The sequence below is a fragment of the Streptomyces sp. NPDC037301 genome (genome assembly GCF_055602785.1).
This window is the reverse complement of the sequence record NZ_JBVJWD010000013.1, coordinates 161,905-178,680: the sequence shown is the minus strand read 5'-3', so window position 1 is coordinate 178,680 and position 16,776 is coordinate 161,905. Positions and strand designations below refer to the sequence as shown.

Sequence of the window (16,776 nt, the reverse complement as noted above, 5' to 3'; positions counted from 1 at the left end):
CGGGCGGTGTCGGATACGACGAAACCGCCCCTCCCGCCCGAAGGTGGCAGGGGACGTGGTGGTTCATGAGCGGCGGCGGTCCGGCGACCCAGTTGGTCGGCCCGGCCGGAGAGTCCGAGGTGGTGCTTGAGAACCCTCATCCACACCACCGCCCGCGGCTTTCCCCGCGCGGTCAACAACCTCTGCCTGCAAGCCCTGGTCGCCACCTTCGCCGCCGGCAAATCCATCGTCGACGACAAAGCCGCCCAGTCCGCCGTCATAGAAATCCTCGACTGACGGACTAACTTGCGCCCACTCGTCCAGAGCGGAGTTGCTCCTGCCTTGCCACATAAACCCCCCGGCACGAGCTGAGGAACGCGGAACTGAGACCGAAGACGATGAACCATCGCAAGGCCCCGTCAATCGACGGATCCATCAGAGTCCATACAAGACACGACCCAAACAAGACACACCCAAAGACGTTGCCCCACAACCGCGCTCCCGGACCGAACTGCACCCTCATGATCCCCCACCACACGAACGGCACTGCTCATGACGACCAACACCTTAGGTGAAACGATCACACGTTCATCACCTCAACGACGGCGACAGCTGCGTAACAGTCGTTGAACACCGGCACCTTGCCGACCAACACGACACCTCGCCCACCACCGCCCCGCTGGAACCACTCCAGCGGGGCGGTCCGCTTCTCACTCATCGGCATCCCGAACGCCGCACCCGTCGGAATGTTCAGCGTCGCGCAACAACCGCCTGCGACGCGGTCGGGATCACGCAGCACTCCGCCGTCGGTCCGTGCCGGTCATGGCGATGACACGGGTGTCCTCAGAGGGCGGTATGTGACGTGATGCCGCGTTTGTTGTCGCTGGAACGTGTGGCCCAGGCGTATCGGGGCTGATCGGGGAGTCGTGGTGTGCTGGAGTGTTCCTCGTGAGTGACCGCCAGCCCTACAAGAGTGACTTGTCCGATGAGCGGTGGGCTCTGATCGAGCCCGTTATCGGCTCGTGGAAGGCCCGGCATCCCTCGGTCAGCGGCCACCAGGGCGCCTACGAGATGCGGGAGATCGTCAACGCCCTGCTCTACCAGTCCCGTACCGGCTGCCAGTGGGACTACCTCCCCCACGACCTGCCTCCGGCCGGTGCGGTGAAGTACTACTTCTACACGTGGCGCGATGACGGCACCGACCAGACCATCCACGACCTGCTGCGCTGGCAGGTTCGCGAGAGCCGGGGGCGCAAGGTCGATCCCAGCCTGGTGGTGCTCGACACCCAGAGCCTGCGCGCGGCCACCGGGGTGCCCGCCGACACCACCGGCAAGGACGCGGCAAAAAAAGTCCCGGGCCGCAAGCGCGGCCTGGCAGTTGATGTTCTCGGGCTGGTGATCGCGGTGGTGGTGCTGGCCGCGTCCGCGCACGACAACGCCGCCGGCATTGCCTTGCTGGACAAGGTCGCAGCCGACACCGACACGGTGCAGAAGGCCCTGGTCGACCAGGGGTTCAAGACTGCTGTCGTCGACCACGGCAAGAAGGTCGGCATCGACGTCGAAGTCGTCGAGCGCAACCCGACGACCAGCGGGTTCGTCCCGCAACCGATCCGGTGGCGAGTGGAGCAGGTGAACGGGATCATGATGCTGCACCGCAGGCTGGTCCGCGACTACGAACACCGGCCCGCCTCGGCCGAGTCGAGGGTGTACTGGGCCATAAGCGACCGCATGTCCAGGATGCTCACTGCGACCTCCACTCCCACCTGGCGCGGCGCATGAACAACGACGACCTCACCCTGGGGGCGGTCCTCGCGCGCCTGGATGAGCAAGAGCGTGAGAGGGCAGTACGTGACGTGATGCCCTCTCAGCAGACACTGAGCGCCAGCCGATGCGCCGTCCAGGTCAGTGACCGTGGATCCACCATTGGATGACCAGCAGTCCGGCAGGTCCCAAGGACGCCGCCACGCTGAGGGCGGCGCGACGGAGCACTTCGTGGCGCGGAGCTGGTGCGGGATGCGTCCTCCGAGGGCGGTGGAAGTAGCTGGGGTGCCGCTTCGGCATAGCGAACTCCTTTGTGGGCCGGGGCGATCCAGTCGATACACCCCGTGGCGTTGCCTCCTGACGATGCAGCCCGCACGGACTGTCCAGCAGCCCCCCTGGACGAACCCTGGACGGGTTCGGGACGATCGGCCGTTTCACGGGTCCGGGGACCGGGCCTTGGGTACCGTTCCTGGAATGCCGACCAATAGCGCCAGTTCGTCCAGTACATCGGAACCCGTGGCGTCGTTCTGTCAGCGCCTTCAAGAGCTGAGGTTGTCTTTCGGCGCTTCTGTCAGGGACATCGAACGGAAGACCAAAGAGCTCGGGGCCCCGTATCCAAGGTCCACCATCCAAGCGAAACTGGCGGGCGTGCATAAGCCGGACTGGCCGTTCGTGGCTGCTTTTGTTCAGGCATGTCACGAGTGCGGTGGCTCGTCTGAAGAGCCGGACCTCAAGTCCTGGCACCAGAAGTACCTGACGATGATGCGCGAGCATCTGGTCGTGGTCCGTGCCGCCGCCGATGACCTGGGCGACCCTGAACGCGGCAGATTCATGGCCGACCTGACGGACGTCCTGGAAACGCTGCCGGTCGAAGATCTGACGCGGGTGGCTCGCGAGTCCGGCATCGACATACCCGTGCCGGACGGCGAGGTGAACGCCCGCCTGGTCATTCAGAGCGTTCGTTCGGTCGGCCAGTTCATCAGGCTGATCGACGGGTGCTCGGAAGGCGGTGGATGGGCGCGATCCTGGCAGTTTCAGGCGGACCGCATGCAGGCGGCCCTGGACCGTCCGGAGGCGATTTCCATCGTGGTGGTCTTCAAGAGCACCGGCGAACGGGTATTGGTCAGCCTCCCCGCCGACATGGAAATCGAGAGCGCGGCAAAACACATCGTCGGTGAGATATTCCTCCGTGAACTGCCCGCCCCGCGCCGTGCCCTCTATATCACCGACACTAATTTCTCCCTCACGCACAACGGGACGGAGTACAGGTCTGGAACATTGCAGAGTGTGGGCGTCAGGGAGGGGGACGAGGTCTCGGTCACCAGCATGACGACGTACCCATGGGCGCACAACATCGACTACGCGGCCGCGTTGCGGGAGGCCGACATGGGGGTGGCGGAGGTAGACCCCCACTATTGCCTCATGGGGAACGTTCGGAGCACCGTCGTCGCAAGAATGCGTGCCTACGGGTTGACCTTGTGCGGCGGGCCTGGGGGCGAATTCATGAGTCGCCGTACCTCCCCCATCTATTCGGACTTCCTCTGGAATGAACGGGACGCCGGCTAAGTTGCCGCTTGCTGCAACGCACGCAGGTCATCCGGCCTGCGCGGGTGGTGCGGCCTTCGGAAGCCGTCTTCCCCGCAGGCCAGCCGCCCGGTCAGGCCGCAACCAGCCCGACAGCCCCACCCGAAAGCCCGAAACGGGCATCACGTCACGTACTGCCCTCTCAGAGAGGCGGGACACGATGCGCTCACCGAGCGCGGCAGCAAGGTCACGGCCGTCACCAGACCTGGCAGGCAGATTGCTGGTGTACAAAGTCGGCCGGCACGAGTTGTACCGCTCGTTGACCAGCCGGTAGGTGACCTCCTCCGTCCACTCAGTGGCCTTGGCCGAGCCGAGGTCGTCGAGGACGAGGAGCGGGACGCGGGCCAGGCGGCGCAACTCTTCCTCAGTGCCACGGGCGGACCCGCTGGGCCGGAGGAGGCCGTACATGTCGGCGGCCGTGGTGGCAACGATCTCGTACGTCCGCGGCCCGGCGGCCGCAATACGGCGGAGCGCCCCGTACGCCTGAAAGGTCTTCCCGGTGCCGGTCGTTCCGGTGAGGAGCAGCGACCCAGCCGTCTCAGGGTCGGCGGCCACCGCGTCGGCCCACTGCTGAACACCGGGGTGAGTGGCGTCGGAGCGCCGGTAGCGGGGCGGGGCCGCGGTCTCCCACCGCTTCAGCGCCCACTCGGCGCGTCGACGACGGTGGTACTCCGGGTGGCCGGGCTCGTCAGGCGACGGGGTGTTATCGACGGGGCCGGGGCCGATGGTGCGTTGACGCTCAACAATGCCGGCCATGACGTTGGCGAGTGCGGACGGGCCGAGAGCGCCGATGCTGATGGGTTCCATGGTCAGAATCCGTTCTCGTACACGGACGGGTCGACGGGGTTGGTGTAGGGCTGCCAGCCGCCGGACACCGCACGGAGCGGCGGGCGTTCGGCGGTCGGATGCGGCAGGGGCGGCAGTTCGGCCCATCCCTTGATGAAGTACTTCGCGGACTCAACGGGCGTGCGCGCGGCGACCTTGGCGGCGTGCTCGGCAAGTGCGGGAACGCCGGCCTTCTTGATGAGGGCCAGGACGGGGGACCATTCATTGCCCTTGAACGGCCAGCGGACGCGGACGCCTGCGAGCGACAGGGCATCGACGAGGGGGCGGGCTTCGATGGGGATGCCGTAGTCGTGGTCGGCGGGCGTCCCTGCTTGCTGGTACTCAGCGGACGTAGTGGAACTACTGGAACTACTGAGGGCAGCTCCTGCCCTAGCGGGGGTCAGCTCCTGCCCTAGCTCTAGGGCATCTCCTGCCCCAGCCTGGGGCATCTCCTGCCCTAGTCCTTGGGCGTCTAGGGCATCTCCTGCCCCAGAGTTGGTCATCTCCTGCCCTAGCTCAATCCCGTCCGAATCGGGCACGGCGGCGCCCTCCGGAATGCGGATCTTGTACTTCGTCCGGGCCTTCTCCGACCGGGCCGCGGCCACGCTCGGGCGGTCCCGGGACAGCCAGCCGCCGCCTTCGAGGTTGTTCAGGTGGGTGCGAACGGATGCACGGGCCATGCCCGTCGCTTCTTCGAGCGTCGTCAGCGACGGCATAAGGCGGTCCGGGATGATGCCGGTACGTACGTCCGCCCATGTGGCGATCGTGAGCGCCAGACCACGAGACAGCGGCGGAAGATTGCTGCTGCGGATCGCGCGCTCGAACTCGAACCGGCTCGGCATGTACGGCTTCTCTCGGTCGTGGTGGTACGGGTGATGGGCCCGGGGCGCGACGGCCCCGGGCCACGGGGGAATCAGCGAGGCAGCACGAAACCGCGCCGATAGTCGACGCATCGTGAGTCGGTGAAGGAAAGGGCGGGCCCCGGAACAATCGGCCGGCACCCGCCGAGGGCTACAGCAAGACGATCAGGACTGGGAAGCCCCAGTCAGCTGCGCACGCAACGACCGAAACCGCTCCTCGAAGACCGGGAGCGCGGCAAGCAGCTGGTCAACGCCAGCCACATCCAGCACGCAGGACCCCCACCTGACCGTACGCATCAACGGACACCCGCCTCAGCGGCATGCAGAGCAACAGCCGACCGAAGCGCACGCAGCGTCGACGCCGGGTCCGGAGACTTGCCCATCGCGATCTCCATCGCCGACGCGGCCAGGGAGAACGCAGCATGGGACAACTGCTCCTCCTCCGGCTCATCCAACGGCGTCCTCGCCGGGAAAAGCACATCAGCCAAACTCCGCCGATCAGCGATCAGCCTGACCAGGTCGGCAGTCCTCTCGCGAATCAACTCATCCAGCCCCGCAAGCGGATCAGTGCGCCCACGGAACGTGACACGCGCCTCAGTGACCGGCTCGCGAGTGGCGACCATGAACGGCGCAGCCGTACGATGCATGGCGAATCCTTCTCTCTGAACAGGGTTGGTTCATTGATCAGCGAGTGCGACCTCGCTGGTTCTGACGGCCGGGCGGTCTCTACACCGCTCGGCCGTTGTCAGCTCTCCGGGTCGTCCCCGTGTAGGTCAGTTCGCGCCCCAGGCCTTTTTGGGTTGGCCTGGAAGTACGCCCTGACCTCGGACTCTCGCCACTTCAAGCGGGTGCTCCCACGCGTGGGCACCGGCTCAGGGAAGACGCCCTTTACCCTCAGCGCGTGCAGGGCCTGACGACTGATCTCGAAGCGCTGCGAGATCTCGGTGATCGTCAACAGTTCATCCCTCCTCTCCGTAGGGAGTTCCTCGGGCACGGGTGCCATCCTTCCCCAACCTCTTGACAACGTCAAGAGGTTGCGTATTGTGTTCGTGTCAGCACAAAGCCCCGGCTCGTGGTTGCACGCGAACCGGGGCTGCTGACAGCGGCGGTGCCCAGTGGTTGCACACCGGGCACCGCCTCAACCCCGACTCGTGGTTGCACACGAGACCGGGCCAGCCAGACACCTGCTAGTGACAGGAGACTGACCATGCAGCATCCTCCCACCCGCCGGTCCCGCCGCGCAGCCGGGCGTGCCCGCCGCGCTGTGATCCGTACCAGGGCTACGGCGAACCGGCTCGCCGCTTCGTGCCGCCGCCGGCCCCGCTCCATCACCACCCACCTGATCGCCGCCGGGGTTGCCCCGGCCACCGCCGCCGGGTGCTCGTCGTCCCTCCACTCCGTTGCGAAGCGGATCGGCGTCCAGCCCGCGAAGGTCACGACGACCCGCCGTACCGCGGCCGGTGGCCGGGCCCGTCGCACGCACCCGGTGTTCCGCTACACCCGGGCGCAGGTAGCCGTGCTGGTCGGTGTGTATCGCCCACGCAAGGCGGAGTTCAAGGCCGCCGTCGCACAGCTCACCCAGTTCTCGATGGGAGTGGCCGCCTGATGTCGACCACCCCCAAGCCGAAGCCCGAGAAGCAGCTCGTCGCGGCCGGGACCATCCGCCGCACCCGCGACGGTGCCCGCACCATCACCACGACCGCCACGCCTGCCGATGTCTCCGGCCGGATCACCCCGGCAGGGGGTGCTTCGGTGAACACCTCCCCGACTCACCTGATGCCCGTCGGCGCGCAGCTCACCGCGGTGGCCAAGTTCGTGGCCGGTCACCGGCCCACGCACGTGATGACGGAAGCCGGCCGAATGACGGCCGCGCTCGCTATCGCGCGAACCGCCCCCGCATCCCGGCCTCTTCTTACGGAACTGCCGTTCCCTCACCGCGAGGAGACCCGCGGCAAGTACGCGCTCCGCATCCTCAAGCGCGCCAGGGCTATGGACGCCACCATCCGCCAGCACCTGACCGCCATGGCGGAGGCGCTGACCCTCAGCTGTAACCAGATGACCGAGGCGGCCCGGATCCGGCTTGCCGGAGAGATCACCCGGCACCGGCAGAACGAGGTCGACCTGGTCCTCGCCGCCGCCCCGACCGTTCCCCCGTACATCACCTGCCGCGCGTACGCCCAGCTCCTGCTGGACACCGCCAACAGCAGCCCGCTCGGTACCGGCCTGACGGAGGCGTGCTGATGAGCGACGAGACCACCACCGAGGCCGAGCGGGTCGCCGAACTCCAGCGCCAGGCCACCGCCGACTACGAGGCCGCGCAGGCGCGGGAGGCCGAAGCCCGTAACGCCCTGGCCTTCGCCCGCATGCACGGCAACGAAGCCGCCAGCAGCTGACCCGCCCACCAGGCCGGCCGGGCCGCGAACCTCCCCCCGCGGCCCGGCCACCCAAACCCTTCAGGAGCACCCCATGCAGAACACCCATGTCTTCTCCGAGCCGTGGCCGAAGGGCGTCATCGCCCGCTACCTCACCGTCGCCGGTGCCACCGTCGACCTCACCGGCGGCGGCGACGAAACCACCTATCGCTGCACGGGATGCACCACAGGCAGCGGCACCTGGTGGAGCGAGCGGCGGGCCCGCGAGCTGGCCCAGGGACACGCGGAGACGTGCCGCGCCCTCCCGCGCCCCTCCTGACCACCACCCATTGCCGGGCCCGCGGAGTGCGGGCCCGGCCCGGCCGGGGGCCCGCATGCGCCGCCACTTCCACACCCCCCTCGCCCGCTGGGGCTTCACCGCCCTCACCATCCTCGGCGCCACCACCGGCCAGTACACCCCGGCCCTCATCACCGGCGCCCTCGCCGCCTACGCCTGGAACACCCACCGATGAAAGGCCCGCCCATGCTTTCCCAAGTGCAGAACGTGGCCGAACAAGTGCCCGTGCAGGCATGGGCCGCCCTGCTCTCCCTCGCCACCCTCGTCTTCGGCTACCGCATCGCCCCAACCCTCCGAGCCCGAACCGGCCACCGGAAACCCCGCGACACCAAGAAGCGCCGCAGCACCATCGGATTCGCCGGGATGGCGCTCGTCGTCGTCTTCGGCTTCGGCCTGTCGGCGAACACGTCGATGCGGTTCGCCGAGACGCGCCTTCACATGGCGCACCCGTGGACCCTGACGATCGGCCTCGCACTTGAGGCGATCGTCCTCGGCCTGACCGTGTACTCCTGGGCATTCGAGGACAAGGGAACGGCCCGCGCGGCGTACCTGCTCGTCTTCGCGCAGACGATCGGCGCCGTCGAGGTCGTCCGGTCCGAAGGCGAGGACATCGGCACGGCGGCGGTCCGGATCGTCGGCCCCGTGATGCTCGCGTACGGGCTTCACAAGATGCTCGGCCTGGAGGCGAAGCTCGGCACGGTCGAGATCAAGCCCGACGGGCTACTCGCCCGCGCCTGGCACGACCGCCTCAAGCGCCTGGAGTCCAAGCTCGGCATCGGCTCCCGCGGCGCCAACGCCGAGTCCATCAGCCGCCGCACCGCCCAAGACAAGCTCGTCAGCCTCGTCACCCTCGGTAGGCCCCGGTTCATGGGTAAGCGCGCCTATGAGAAGGCCCTGATGCGTGCGGGCGACGCCTCCTTCCACGGCCTGAACGACACCCTCGACGAGTACGGAGTCGAGCTCCGCATCACGACCCGCATCGACCGCATGCGGGCCTTCAAGAACCTCCCCGACCGGGCCGAGCAATACAACCTTCGCTCCCTGCGCCCCTCCACCGCACCCCAGGACGCACCGGAGACAGCACCCGACGGCGCCAGCACTCTGACCAGTGAGGGCGCACCAGGGCGCACCTCGGGACACGGTGAAGGCGCGCCCGAGGCGAACCCGAGCGAGGCGCAGGCGAACAAGGGGCCCGACGGGGGCGACGAGGGGCGACGCACCCTCGCGTTCGACCTCTACTTCGACCTTCGCGGAACAGGGCCAGCCCCCTCGCAGAACGCCTTCGAGAAGGCGTGGCGGGACAAGGGCTACGGCCTGAAGACCGATGACATCCGCGCTCTCTACAAGGAAGTCCACGCCAAGGTCACCGGTAACACCCCGTAGCAGCCAGCCTCTCCAGGCGATCCGAAACAACAAGCCGCCCACACCCGAAGGACCGTCCGATGACCACGACGTACTACGCGCCCCGGCCCCGCCCCGCCGACCCGCGGTCGATCCGCATCAGCGACCACCAGGCGCCCATCGGCGACGTCCGACAGACGCTCGGCACCCACCTGCCCGCCGGCTTCGACTGGGCCCCCCGACGCCCCGCCCTGATGGTGATCAGCGGTGGCGACCCCACCGCCCCCGGCCCCGACGAGCTCCAGGCCCAAGCCACGATGATCAGCGCAATCTCCCGATGGGGGACGGCATGAGCACCCATCACAGCGCCAAGAAGCCCAAGGTCGTCACGCCGACCCGGATCATTCCATCCGGTCACGGAATCCCAACCGCCCGGCCCATGCCTCAGGCGCCCCCTGGGACAACCAATCTGCCGCCGTGGCGCACGGCCCCACCGGCGCCCGCTCCCCCCGCACCGCCCCCACCACCGGCACCGGCACCGGCGATCTTCGTTCCCGTACCGCAAGGCCCCCTTGAGGTGCACGTCACCCTCCACCCGCCCGTGGCGGAGCCGACCCGATGGGAACGGCTGACTGCCTGGCTGGGCCGAATCGGGCGGCCGTGGCAGATCTGCGGAGCACTCACCCTCGCCGCCATCCCCATCCCCGGCACCCGGTACAGCGCCGCCAGCACCTGGGCCTACGCCGTGTCCGAGGCACGCGACGCATGGGGGCAGGGCGCCGGATACGCCCTCGCGCTCACCCCGCTCGCCTGGTCCCTCCTCCGCATCTACTACCTCGGCGGCACCATCCGCCGCCTCCTCGTCCTCACCGTGTCCGTCGTCGGCCTGACCGGCGCCATCCACCTCTACGACCCCGTCACCTGGATCACCGGAGTCCACCCGTCATGAACACCGCACAGACCGGCGCCACCCTAGCCGGATGCACCGTCGCGTTCGCGATCCTCTTCCTCAACCTACGGAAATGGTGGACCGGCGGACGGGCCCTCAAGGACCTCATCCCGACCATCCAGGGCTTCACTACCGGAGCACTCGGCACCATCTGCGTCGGAGGCCTTGGCGGATGGCTCGCCGGATGCACCCGGCAGGCCGCCAACATCGGCGGCGACAAGGCCATTGCCGGCACCACCGGCACGGGCGCGGGAAGCGCCATCGCGTCCGGGTCGATGGGCAATCTCACGGAAGAGGGCGCCGTCGTCGTCTTCTTGGTCTTTCTCGCCCTGGTCGCCTCGTACAAGGCCGCGAGCAAGGAGGACAAGGGGCGCCTGATCGGCACCATGATCGCCGGTTTCATCCTGTGTGCCACGGCCGGGGTCGCCGGGGCCCTCAACGGTCTGCCGGACTTGGTCAACTCCCTCGGCCTCAGTGCCAAGAACGCGCTGGGCGGGCAACTGTGACCATCAATCTGTTCAAGAAGCGCCGCGACGAGCCGACCACCGACGAGGCCAGCCTGGTCGAGCTGAACCAGGACCAGGAGGCAGGGGAGGCAAAGGAACCCGCCGTCGAGGAGACGGAGCGCCAGGCAGCGTTCCGCGAACTGCGAACCGCGGTCCAAGAGCTGGTCATCCGCATCAGGCAGGGGAGCCTCTGGCTGTGCCAGCGTTGCGGACGCGGGGTCATGACCTGGTGCAGTGCCGGCCGCCGCGACGACCTGGAGGGACTACCCGCCGAGTACGGGGTGTGGGCCAGGGGCGCCGTCCTCCTGGGGTGTACCTACGGGGCCTGGCGAGGAGTCACGGCGGCTCCGTGGCTGCTCGCCCCAGCCGCGGGAGTCTGGGTCATCGTCTCTCTCTGCGCCAAGGCCCCCGCGGAAGCGGAGGAGGAGGCAGGAGACGAGGAGGGGGAAGCGGCGTCCGCAGCAGAGGACGGGGCCAGCGTCGAGAAGCCCGAGGCCGTGGAGACGGTGGTGCCGCCGGTCGAGGAGGCGCCGCTGCCGTCCCACCAGGACCTCCACAAGAGCCTTTCCACCGTCGGCACACCGCACGCCCACATCGCGGCCATCGCCGCAGACCTGAGCACCACCGCAGAGCGTGTCCGTGCAGCTCTTGATCAGCTCTCCATCCCGGTGGAGGCGGTGAGGATGCGGGGGCGCGGCTCCTCCACCGGCGTCCGTGCCGACCGCTTCCCCGCCCCGGGAGCCCCTCTTGGCGGTGTTGTTGCCGCAGGTCAGGCCACCAACAACAACGACAACAACACCTCCAGCACGGTTCTTCGAGAGGGGCTTGTCATCACCCTCACCGACGACGAGACCAACCCCATCCGCACCCACGTGCACGTCCGAACCGACGCCTGACGGTTGCCCGATCCGCCTGGCTCGACCGGGCGGTGAGGGGAACCGGGACAGCCCGGACCACACGAAAGCGAGCAGACATGAACTTCATCCGCTACCGCGTCGAGGACGCCGACGGCACGTTCCTCGACGAGTTCTCCACCAACGCCCCGGACTTCGCGGAGGAACGCATCGGCCGCATCCGGAAGTACCACCCGAACCTCACCGTCGACGAGACCGACGACAACGACTGACCGAGAGGCCCACCGTGGACCGCTACGCGCACATGAGCAGCGCCGACATCAAGGCCGAGATCACGCGACTGAGGGCCGAAATCGAACGCCCCGAACTCGGCGAGACCGCCCGGGACGCCGCCCACTGGGGGATCGACCGCGGCCTCGACGAGCTGAAGAAGCGCGGCGACCTCTGACCCGCCCAAGCCCCGGGACGGCCGCCATCCGCCAAGACATCGGCCGCCCCGGTCCCACCCATCCCGATCACGAGACAGGACACCGAATCATGGCACTGGAGAAGACGATCAGCATCAAGGACCTCGCCCGCCGGAACGAGGAGAGCAAGAAGGCCCGCGAGGACGAAAAGGCCGCCGACTCCCGCTCGCAGACGAGATGATGACCCCATGGATGACCTGGTGCAGTTCCTCCGCGCACGCCTCGACGAAGATGAGCAGACAGCCCGGGATACCGAGTGGGCTCTTGACGACGGCCTCAGCTGGAGCGAGCACCGCAGCGACCAGGACAACGGCCAATGGACCCTCATCGATGAGTTCGACTACGACGTAGCCGAGGTGACTGCTACGGCGGCCAGCGACGAAGCAGTCGCCCGCCACATCGCCCGCCATGACCCAGCCCGCATCCTGCGCGAAGTCGAAGCCAAGCGGCAGATCATCGACCAGAACGAGCGTTACGCCGCCGAGCGCCGCCGAGCAATGGGGGGCTGGGACACCAACTCCGATGACTCGCCCATCCTGGCAGCTCTTGCCACCGTGTATGCCGACCACCCCGACTACCGCGACGCGTGGCGGCCGTAACCCAGTTGTCCGTCCCGGCCCGTACCGTGGAACACGTCCCCATTTGCGCTTCATGGCTGCGGCGCTGCTGGACCGAGGCCCTGCCCTAGTGACTTGAGGGCAGGGTTTCCTCGTGTACCCGCCCCACTATTCCGATTCCAAGTTCCGGGCATGCCAATTGAAACCCGGACGAATGGGTATGTCGGGGTCAAGCCTCCCCTCGTAGGCCGTGTACCGACTCGCTCGCACCCGCGCACGCGACCGCACGAAAGCAGACCCATGCCAACCTGGACCATCCACCACGGCGACGCCCTCACACTCCTCCCCACCCTCAACACCCTCGTCGACGCCGTCATATGCGACCCCCCGTACAACTCCGGAGGCCGCACCAACGCCGAACGCAAAAGCCAGGGCGCCCGCGACAAATACGTCTCCGGCGACGCTCAACACGCCCTCGCCGACTTCGACGGCGACACGAGAGACCAACGCGGATACACCCACTGGCTCGGCCTGATCCTCGCCGACTCCTACCGCCTCACCCGCCCCGGCGGCAGCCTCCTCACCTTCACCGACTGGGCACAACTCCCCGCCACCACCGACGCCCTCCAAGCCGCCGGATGGACATGGCGCGGCATCATCCCCTGGCGCAAACCCATCAGCCGCCCCGTGAAAAACGGGTTCCGCCGCGAGTGCGAATACGTCCTCTGGGGAACCCGCGGAGAACCGCTCCGGCACGCACCGACGATCTACCTTCCAGGCATGCTTGAAGGCTCACAGCCGCGCGGCAAGCAAAGGCAGCACATCACGCAAAAGCCCGTCGCGGTCATGCAGCAACTCGTTCGTATCGCACCCGCAGGCGGCACTGTGCTCGACCCATTCACAGGCTCCGGGACCACCGGAGTTGCCGCGCTCGCAGAGGGTCGGCACTTCATCGGTATCGAACAGTCCGCGCAATACGCCGAGGTAGCACGCCAGCGCCTGACCGGAGCCAAGGCTGCGTAGCCGAGACTGCCCGGGACTTCGTGAGGGCGGCTACGGTGAGGCCCCGCCACGCAACCTGCGCGGTGGGGCCTCACTCACGCCCGGACAGCACCGCCGGACACACAGACCGGCACTGTCCGGACGCGATCCGGCGCCCACGCCAGCCATCCGAAGATGCCCGTACTCTCAGGTACAGCCCGCACGAACCAACGGCCGCAAGAGAGGAGGGTCATGACAGTCACCCTTTCTGAAGAGGGTCATGACAGTCGCTACTGCGATGCACGCAAGCGGCAGGGCGACGGCACCTGTACCCGCCCCGCCGGCTGGGGCACCGACCACGTCGGAATCGGGCATTGCAAGCTCCACGGTGGGAGCACCTCCGCACAAGCCACCCGAGCTGATCGTGTCCGTCTTGAGGCCGATACCCGGACCGTGCTCGCTGAGCTTGACGTGGCCCCCGTCGCTGACCCGCTGCAGGCACTCCTCGAACTTGCCGGCCAGACCCTCGCTTGGCAGTCCGCGACCGCGGAGCTCGTCAACCGTCTCGAGAACATCCGCTACGCCGGGTCGAACGGGGCCGAGCAGCTGCGCGCGGAGATCGCCCTGTACGAGCGCGCGATGGACCGGGCATCCAGTGTGCTGTCCTCGATCGCCCGCCTGAACATCGAGGAGCGAGTCGCCCGGGTCACCGAACGGCAGGCCGAGGTGGTGACCGGGGCGGTCGTTGCCGGACTCACCGCGGCCGGTGTCACCGGCGACCAGCTGGTGGCGGCGCAGCGGGCGGCAGCTCAGCATCTGCGGGAGCACGCGGGGTGAGCGTGTTCGGTCGGGCCGCGGATCGGCTGGATGCGCTGACGGAGCAGCAGGCGAAGGCTGACCGGTTCTACCGTGATCCGGTGGCGTGGGCGCGGGACGTGATCGCGTGGCCGGAGGGGGAGGGTCTGACTGCGTACCAGCGGGACGCGGTGGGGGCGCTGCCGACGAAGCGACGGGTCGCGGTCCGTGGTCCACATGGGCTGGGTAAGTCCTGCATGTCCGCGATCACTGTGTTGTGGTTCGCGACGACCCGGGAGGCTGCGGGAGTCGACTGGAAGGTCGTAACGACGGCGTCGGCGTGGCGCGCCCTGGTGACGTACCTCTGGCCGGAGATCCATAAGTGGGCGCGGCGGATCCAGTGGGACGTGCTGGGCCGTGAGCCATTCAGCGAGCTGACCGAGCTCCTCACCTTGAACTTGAAGCTGTACCACGGTGCCGCGTCCGCCGTTGCGTCGAACCGGGCGGAGCTCATTGAGGGCGCGCACGCGGACAGCCTGCTGTACCTGATCGACGAAGCGAAGGTCGTGCCCAACGCGACGTGGGATGCGATCGAAGGGGCGTTCTCCGGCGGTCGGCCCGACGGCCTGCCCGAAGCATTCGCCCTGGCCGTGTCCACCCCCGGCCCCCCTGCCGGCCGGTTCTACGACATCCACCGCCGCGCACCGGGCCTGGAGGACTGGCACACCCGCCACGTCACCCTCACCGAAGCGATGGCCGCGGGGCGTATCTCACCGGACTGGGCGGAGCAGCGGCGCCGCCAGTGGGGCGCCGACTCAGCCCTATTCCATAACCGTGTGCTCGGCGAATTCCACGCGTCCGACGAGGACAGCGCTATTCCGCTGTCCTGGGTGGAGGCCGCCGTCGACCGCTGGCACGCCTGGAATGATGCGGGCCGCCCACCGGTCGAAGGCCGGCGGATCATCGGTGTCGACGTCGCCCGTACCGGCAGCGACTCCACCGTCCTCGCTCACCGCCACGGGCCGCTCATCCGTGAGCTGGAGACGCACGACCTTGAGGACACGATGCAGACAACCGCCCGCGTCCAGGCTGCCCTCGGCATGGATGGTGCTGACGGCCTGGTCCCGGTGGTCGACTCCATCGGCGTCGGCAGTGGAGTCGTCGACCGGCTCCGTGAGCTCCGTGTGCCAGTGCTGGCGTACACGGGCGCAGCGAAGACGAAGGCCCGGTCCCGGGAGAAGGAGTTCGGCTTCACGAACGTACGGACCGCCGCGTACTGGCGGGTGCGAGAGCTCCTCGACCCGGCGTTCGACCCGGAGTTGATGCTGCCGCCGGACGACCTTCTGATCTCCGACCTCACCGCGCCTACGTGGTCCATCACCACTGGTGTTCCGCCGCGGATCCAGCTGGAGAAGAAGGAGGACCTGGTGGCCCGCCTCGGCCGGTCTCCGGACCGGGGGGACGCCGTCTGTATGTCCCTGTGGGCCGAGAACCTTGCGGGCACGTCCGTACAGTCCCCGGTAGTCGAGCGGCGCACGGGGTCCACTACAGCGGCATCACGCTACGGGCGCCGCATCGGAGGCGGTGGGACGCGTTGAACGATGGCACGGTGTGCGTCGGGGTGTTGGCGGTCCTTCATCAGCTGATGGCAGATCGGCCGATTGTCCTTGGCGAGCCCGTCCCCGATCTGTAATCCCTTCGGGCATACCGGGTTGGGCCCGGCAGGATGTTCGGCGTGAACACGGCCATCGAATTCATCAAGGACAACCCCGAGGCGTTCGCCGGCATAGTGGCGTTCCTCGCCATCTTCGGTGGTGTCCTCGGCAACTGGATCTCCGCCAAGGTGCAAGCCGCAAGCGGAAAGGCGCAGGCGTCTGCCGCACGGGATGCGGCCTGGATCGCGGCCGAGGCGCAGCGCCTGGCCACCTTGCACACGGACCGGCGGCAGGAAATAGCCGCGTTCATCCAAGCAGCTCGGGGAGCCGTCAAGAATGCGGAGCTGATGTATGTGCGGGAGGGGCGCGAAGAGCCGGCCCAGGCCGCGTACGCGGACCTGACGTTGAAGCAGGCCGAGCTGGAACTCATCGCTCCCCGACCGGTCGTGGAACTGTCCGGCGTCGTCGTGGATGCCGTCAAGGACCACATGAGCCTGGCGTTTCGGCGGGCCGCCGCCACGCGAACGTTCAAGCTGGTCACGCGCATTCGCGCGGGCGGCGGGCCCGGATACCAGGCGGCCCACCGGGCATCGTCCGCTATGGAAGCACTGCGCACCGTGTGCGAGGGCGAGGACAACGAAGACGAACGGCAGGCCTTCCACTCGGCGGCACAGACCGCGCTTCACGACGTACCCGGTATCAACCGTGACCAGGCTGAACTGCTGCTGCAAGACGCGGCCCTGCCCGCGGTAGGGCCCCTGAAGCTGGGGGCTGTCACAGCGTTCGACACGGCCCTGCGGGACCTGGTGACCGCGACCCGCACGGTGCTGCGCGCCGACGACGTACACCGGACAGGATGAGGACAGAGCCCCGTGAACAGGAAATTCTTTTGTCAATGTGAGACTGAACGGGAATATTTCCTGTCTAGGCTTACCATGAGGGGCGTACCCGCA

The 16,776-nt window shown here is 68.0% G+C and carries 25 protein-coding genes; 20 read left to right on the top strand and 5 right to left on the bottom strand.

Annotated features, from left to right (window positions below):
* Nucleotides 1-126: 126 nt before the first annotated feature.
* Nucleotides 127-276, top strand: a complete 150-nt coding sequence (locus ACZ7IB_RS22120) for a hypothetical protein (protein ID WP_470914847.1) — start codon at nucleotides 127-129, stop codon at nucleotides 274-276.
* A gap of 283 nt (nucleotides 277-559) precedes the next feature.
* On the opposite strand, the gene ACZ7IB_RS22115 is transcribed toward ACZ7IB_RS22120, so the two are convergent.
* Nucleotides 560-697: a hypothetical protein gene (locus tag ACZ7IB_RS22115; protein ID WP_470914844.1), complete on the bottom strand. Its 138-nt coding sequence runs from the start codon at nucleotides 695-697 to the stop codon at nucleotides 560-562.
* A gap of 230 nt (nucleotides 698-927) precedes the next feature.
* On the opposite strand from ACZ7IB_RS22115, the gene ACZ7IB_RS22110 reads away from it, so the two are divergent.
* Nucleotides 928-1,758: an IS5 family transposase gene (locus tag ACZ7IB_RS22110; RefSeq protein WP_470914842.1), complete on the top strand. Its 831-nt coding sequence runs from the start codon at nucleotides 928-930 to the stop codon at nucleotides 1,756-1,758.
* 456 nt (nucleotides 1,759-2,214) lie between these two features.
* A complete protein-coding gene (locus tag ACZ7IB_RS22105; RefSeq protein WP_470914839.1) occupies nucleotides 2,215-3,306 on the top strand; it encodes a hypothetical protein in 1,092 nt (363 codons plus the stop codon).
* A 27-nt stretch (nucleotides 3,307-3,333) separates the two neighbouring features.
* On the opposite strand, the gene ACZ7IB_RS22100 is transcribed toward ACZ7IB_RS22105, so the two are convergent.
* The 4 genes from ACZ7IB_RS22100 to ACZ7IB_RS22085 all read right to left on the bottom strand — a co-directional run bounded on the left by ACZ7IB_RS22100 (nucleotide 3,334) and on the right by ACZ7IB_RS22085 (nucleotide 6,003).
* Nucleotides 3,334-4,131 (bottom strand): ATP-binding protein, encoded by a 798-nt coding sequence (locus ACZ7IB_RS22100; protein WP_470914837.1) that lies wholly within the window; start codon nucleotides 4,129-4,131, stop codon nucleotides 3,334-3,336.
* 2 nt (nucleotides 4,132-4,133) lie between these two features.
* Nucleotides 4,134-4,991, bottom strand: a complete 858-nt coding sequence (locus ACZ7IB_RS22095) for a hypothetical protein (RefSeq protein WP_470914835.1) — start codon at nucleotides 4,989-4,991, stop codon at nucleotides 4,134-4,136.
* Between the two features lie 314 nt (nucleotides 4,992-5,305).
* The gene (locus tag ACZ7IB_RS22090; protein WP_470914832.1) at nucleotides 5,306-5,656 is read right to left on the bottom strand and encodes a hypothetical protein; all 351 of its coding nucleotides are present in this window, start codon (nucleotides 5,654-5,656) and stop codon (nucleotides 5,306-5,308) included.
* 98 nt (nucleotides 5,657-5,754) lie between these two features.
* Nucleotides 5,755-6,003, bottom strand: a complete 249-nt coding sequence (locus ACZ7IB_RS22085) for a helix-turn-helix transcriptional regulator (RefSeq protein ID WP_470914828.1) — start codon at nucleotides 6,001-6,003, stop codon at nucleotides 5,755-5,757.
* A gap of 213 nt (nucleotides 6,004-6,216) precedes the next feature.
* On the opposite strand from ACZ7IB_RS22085, the gene ACZ7IB_RS22080 reads away from it, so the two are divergent.
* From ACZ7IB_RS22080 to ACZ7IB_RS22000, 17 genes are all read left to right on the top strand, one after another.
* Nucleotides 6,217-6,615 (top strand): hypothetical protein, encoded by a 399-nt coding sequence (locus tag ACZ7IB_RS22080; RefSeq protein WP_470914826.1) that lies wholly within the window; start codon nucleotides 6,217-6,219, stop codon nucleotides 6,613-6,615.
* A complete protein-coding gene (locus ACZ7IB_RS22075) occupies nucleotides 6,615-7,250 on the top strand; it encodes a hypothetical protein (protein ID WP_470914823.1) in 636 nt (211 codons plus the stop codon). The genes ACZ7IB_RS22080 and ACZ7IB_RS22075 overlap by 1 nt, the downstream gene beginning before the upstream one ends.
* Nucleotides 7,250-7,402, top strand: coding sequence for a hypothetical protein (locus ACZ7IB_RS22070; protein WP_470914821.1), 153 nt, complete (start codon nucleotides 7,250-7,252; stop codon nucleotides 7,400-7,402). Before ACZ7IB_RS22075 ends, ACZ7IB_RS22070 begins: the two co-directional genes overlap by 1 nt.
* Nucleotides 7,403-7,475: 73 nt before the next feature.
* On the top strand, nucleotides 7,476-7,700 hold the full coding sequence (locus ACZ7IB_RS22065) for a hypothetical protein (protein WP_470914818.1): 225 nt from the start codon (nucleotides 7,476-7,478) through the stop codon (nucleotides 7,698-7,700).
* 55 nt (nucleotides 7,701-7,755) lie between these two features.
* A complete protein-coding gene (locus tag ACZ7IB_RS22060) occupies nucleotides 7,756-7,893 on the top strand; it encodes a hypothetical protein (protein WP_470914816.1) in 138 nt (45 codons plus the stop codon).
* A gap of 11 nt (nucleotides 7,894-7,904) precedes the next feature.
* On the top strand, nucleotides 7,905-9,101 hold the full coding sequence (locus ACZ7IB_RS22055; protein ID WP_470914814.1) for a hypothetical protein: 1,197 nt from the start codon (nucleotides 7,905-7,907) through the stop codon (nucleotides 9,099-9,101).
* 59 nt (nucleotides 9,102-9,160) lie between these two features.
* Nucleotides 9,161-9,412, top strand: a complete 252-nt coding sequence (locus tag ACZ7IB_RS22050) for a hypothetical protein (protein ID WP_470914813.1) — start codon at nucleotides 9,161-9,163, stop codon at nucleotides 9,410-9,412.
* Complete coding sequence (locus tag ACZ7IB_RS22045; protein WP_470914811.1) at nucleotides 9,409-10,008, top strand: hypothetical protein; 600 nt, start codon at nucleotides 9,409-9,411, stop codon at nucleotides 10,006-10,008. The genes ACZ7IB_RS22050 and ACZ7IB_RS22045 overlap by 4 nt, the downstream gene beginning before the upstream one ends.
* The gene (locus ACZ7IB_RS22040; RefSeq protein ID WP_470914810.1) at nucleotides 10,005-10,514 is read left to right on the top strand and encodes a hypothetical protein; all 510 of its coding nucleotides are present in this window, start codon (nucleotides 10,005-10,007) and stop codon (nucleotides 10,512-10,514) included. The genes ACZ7IB_RS22045 and ACZ7IB_RS22040 overlap by 4 nt, the downstream gene beginning before the upstream one ends.
* Nucleotides 10,511-11,410, top strand: a complete 900-nt coding sequence (locus tag ACZ7IB_RS22035) for a hypothetical protein (RefSeq protein WP_470914807.1) — start codon at nucleotides 10,511-10,513, stop codon at nucleotides 11,408-11,410. The genes ACZ7IB_RS22040 and ACZ7IB_RS22035 overlap by 4 nt, the downstream gene beginning before the upstream one ends.
* A gap of 77 nt (nucleotides 11,411-11,487) precedes the next feature.
* Nucleotides 11,488-11,640 (top strand): hypothetical protein, encoded by a 153-nt coding sequence (locus ACZ7IB_RS22030; RefSeq protein ID WP_470914805.1) that lies wholly within the window; start codon nucleotides 11,488-11,490, stop codon nucleotides 11,638-11,640.
* 14 nt (nucleotides 11,641-11,654) lie between these two features.
* The gene (locus tag ACZ7IB_RS22025; RefSeq protein WP_470914804.1) at nucleotides 11,655-11,816 is read left to right on the top strand and encodes a hypothetical protein; all 162 of its coding nucleotides are present in this window, start codon (nucleotides 11,655-11,657) and stop codon (nucleotides 11,814-11,816) included.
* A gap of 207 nt (nucleotides 11,817-12,023) precedes the next feature.
* Entirely contained in the window at nucleotides 12,024-12,434 is a 411-nt protein-coding gene (locus tag ACZ7IB_RS22020; RefSeq protein WP_470914802.1) for a DUF6221 family protein, read from the top strand.
* 258 nt (nucleotides 12,435-12,692) lie between these two features.
* Entirely contained in the window at nucleotides 12,693-13,415 is a 723-nt protein-coding gene (locus ACZ7IB_RS22015) for a DNA-methyltransferase (protein ID WP_470914800.1), read from the top strand.
* 411 nt (nucleotides 13,416-13,826) lie between these two features.
* Entirely contained in the window at nucleotides 13,827-14,210 is a 384-nt protein-coding gene (locus ACZ7IB_RS22010; RefSeq protein ID WP_470914798.1) for a hypothetical protein, read from the top strand.
* Entirely contained in the window at nucleotides 14,207-15,766 is a 1,560-nt protein-coding gene (locus ACZ7IB_RS22005; protein WP_470914796.1) for a hypothetical protein, read from the top strand. The genes ACZ7IB_RS22010 and ACZ7IB_RS22005 overlap by 4 nt, the downstream gene beginning before the upstream one ends.
* 137 nt (nucleotides 15,767-15,903) lie before the next feature.
* A complete protein-coding gene (locus ACZ7IB_RS22000; RefSeq protein WP_470914794.1) occupies nucleotides 15,904-16,683 on the top strand; it encodes a hypothetical protein in 780 nt (259 codons plus the stop codon).
* Nucleotides 16,684-16,776 lie beyond the last annotated feature (93 nt).

Excerpts from the sequence above, each read along its gene's own strand:
- ACZ7IB_RS22105 (WP_470914839.1), top strand. The coding sequence starts at position 2,215 with ATGCCGACCAATAGCGCCAGTTCGTCCAGTACATCGGAACCCGTGGCG.
- ACZ7IB_RS22040 (WP_470914810.1), top strand. The coding sequence starts at position 10,005 with ATGAACACCGCACAGACCGGCGCCACCCTAGCCGGATGCACCGTCGCG.
- ACZ7IB_RS22060 (WP_470914816.1), top strand. The coding sequence starts at position 7,756 with ATGCGCCGCCACTTCCACACCCCCCTCGCCCGCTGGGGCTTCACCGCC.
- ACZ7IB_RS22100 (WP_470914837.1), bottom strand. The coding sequence starts at position 4,131 with ATGGAACCCATCAGCATCGGCGCTCTCGGCCCGTCCGCACTCGCCAAC.
- ACZ7IB_RS22050 (WP_470914813.1), top strand. The coding sequence starts at position 9,161 with ATGACCACGACGTACTACGCGCCCCGGCCCCGCCCCGCCGACCCGCGG.
- ACZ7IB_RS22070 (WP_470914821.1), top strand. The coding sequence starts at position 7,250 with ATGAGCGACGAGACCACCACCGAGGCCGAGCGGGTCGCCGAACTCCAG.
- ACZ7IB_RS22115 (WP_470914844.1), bottom strand. The coding sequence starts at position 697 with ATGAGTGAGAAGCGGACCGCCCCGCTGGAGTGGTTCCAGCGGGGCGGT.
- ACZ7IB_RS22055 (WP_470914814.1), top strand. The coding sequence starts at position 7,905 with ATGCTTTCCCAAGTGCAGAACGTGGCCGAACAAGTGCCCGTGCAGGCA.
- ACZ7IB_RS22020 (WP_470914802.1), top strand. The coding sequence starts at position 12,024 with ATGGATGACCTGGTGCAGTTCCTCCGCGCACGCCTCGACGAAGATGAG.
- ACZ7IB_RS22075 (WP_470914823.1), top strand. The coding sequence starts at position 6,615 with ATGTCGACCACCCCCAAGCCGAAGCCCGAGAAGCAGCTCGTCGCGGCC.
- ACZ7IB_RS22090 (WP_470914832.1), bottom strand. The coding sequence starts at position 5,656 with ATGCATCGTACGGCTGCGCCGTTCATGGTCGCCACTCGCGAGCCGGTC.
- ACZ7IB_RS22045 (WP_470914811.1), top strand. The coding sequence starts at position 9,409 with ATGAGCACCCATCACAGCGCCAAGAAGCCCAAGGTCGTCACGCCGACC.
- ACZ7IB_RS22015 (WP_470914800.1), top strand. The coding sequence starts at position 12,693 with ATGCCAACCTGGACCATCCACCACGGCGACGCCCTCACACTCCTCCCC.
- ACZ7IB_RS22030 (WP_470914805.1), top strand. The coding sequence starts at position 11,488 with ATGAACTTCATCCGCTACCGCGTCGAGGACGCCGACGGCACGTTCCTC.
- ACZ7IB_RS22095 (WP_470914835.1), bottom strand. The coding sequence starts at position 4,991 with ATGCCGAGCCGGTTCGAGTTCGAGCGCGCGATCCGCAGCAGCAATCTT.
- ACZ7IB_RS22065 (WP_470914818.1), top strand. The coding sequence starts at position 7,476 with ATGCAGAACACCCATGTCTTCTCCGAGCCGTGGCCGAAGGGCGTCATC.
- ACZ7IB_RS22080 (WP_470914826.1), top strand. The coding sequence starts at position 6,217 with ATGCAGCATCCTCCCACCCGCCGGTCCCGCCGCGCAGCCGGGCGTGCC.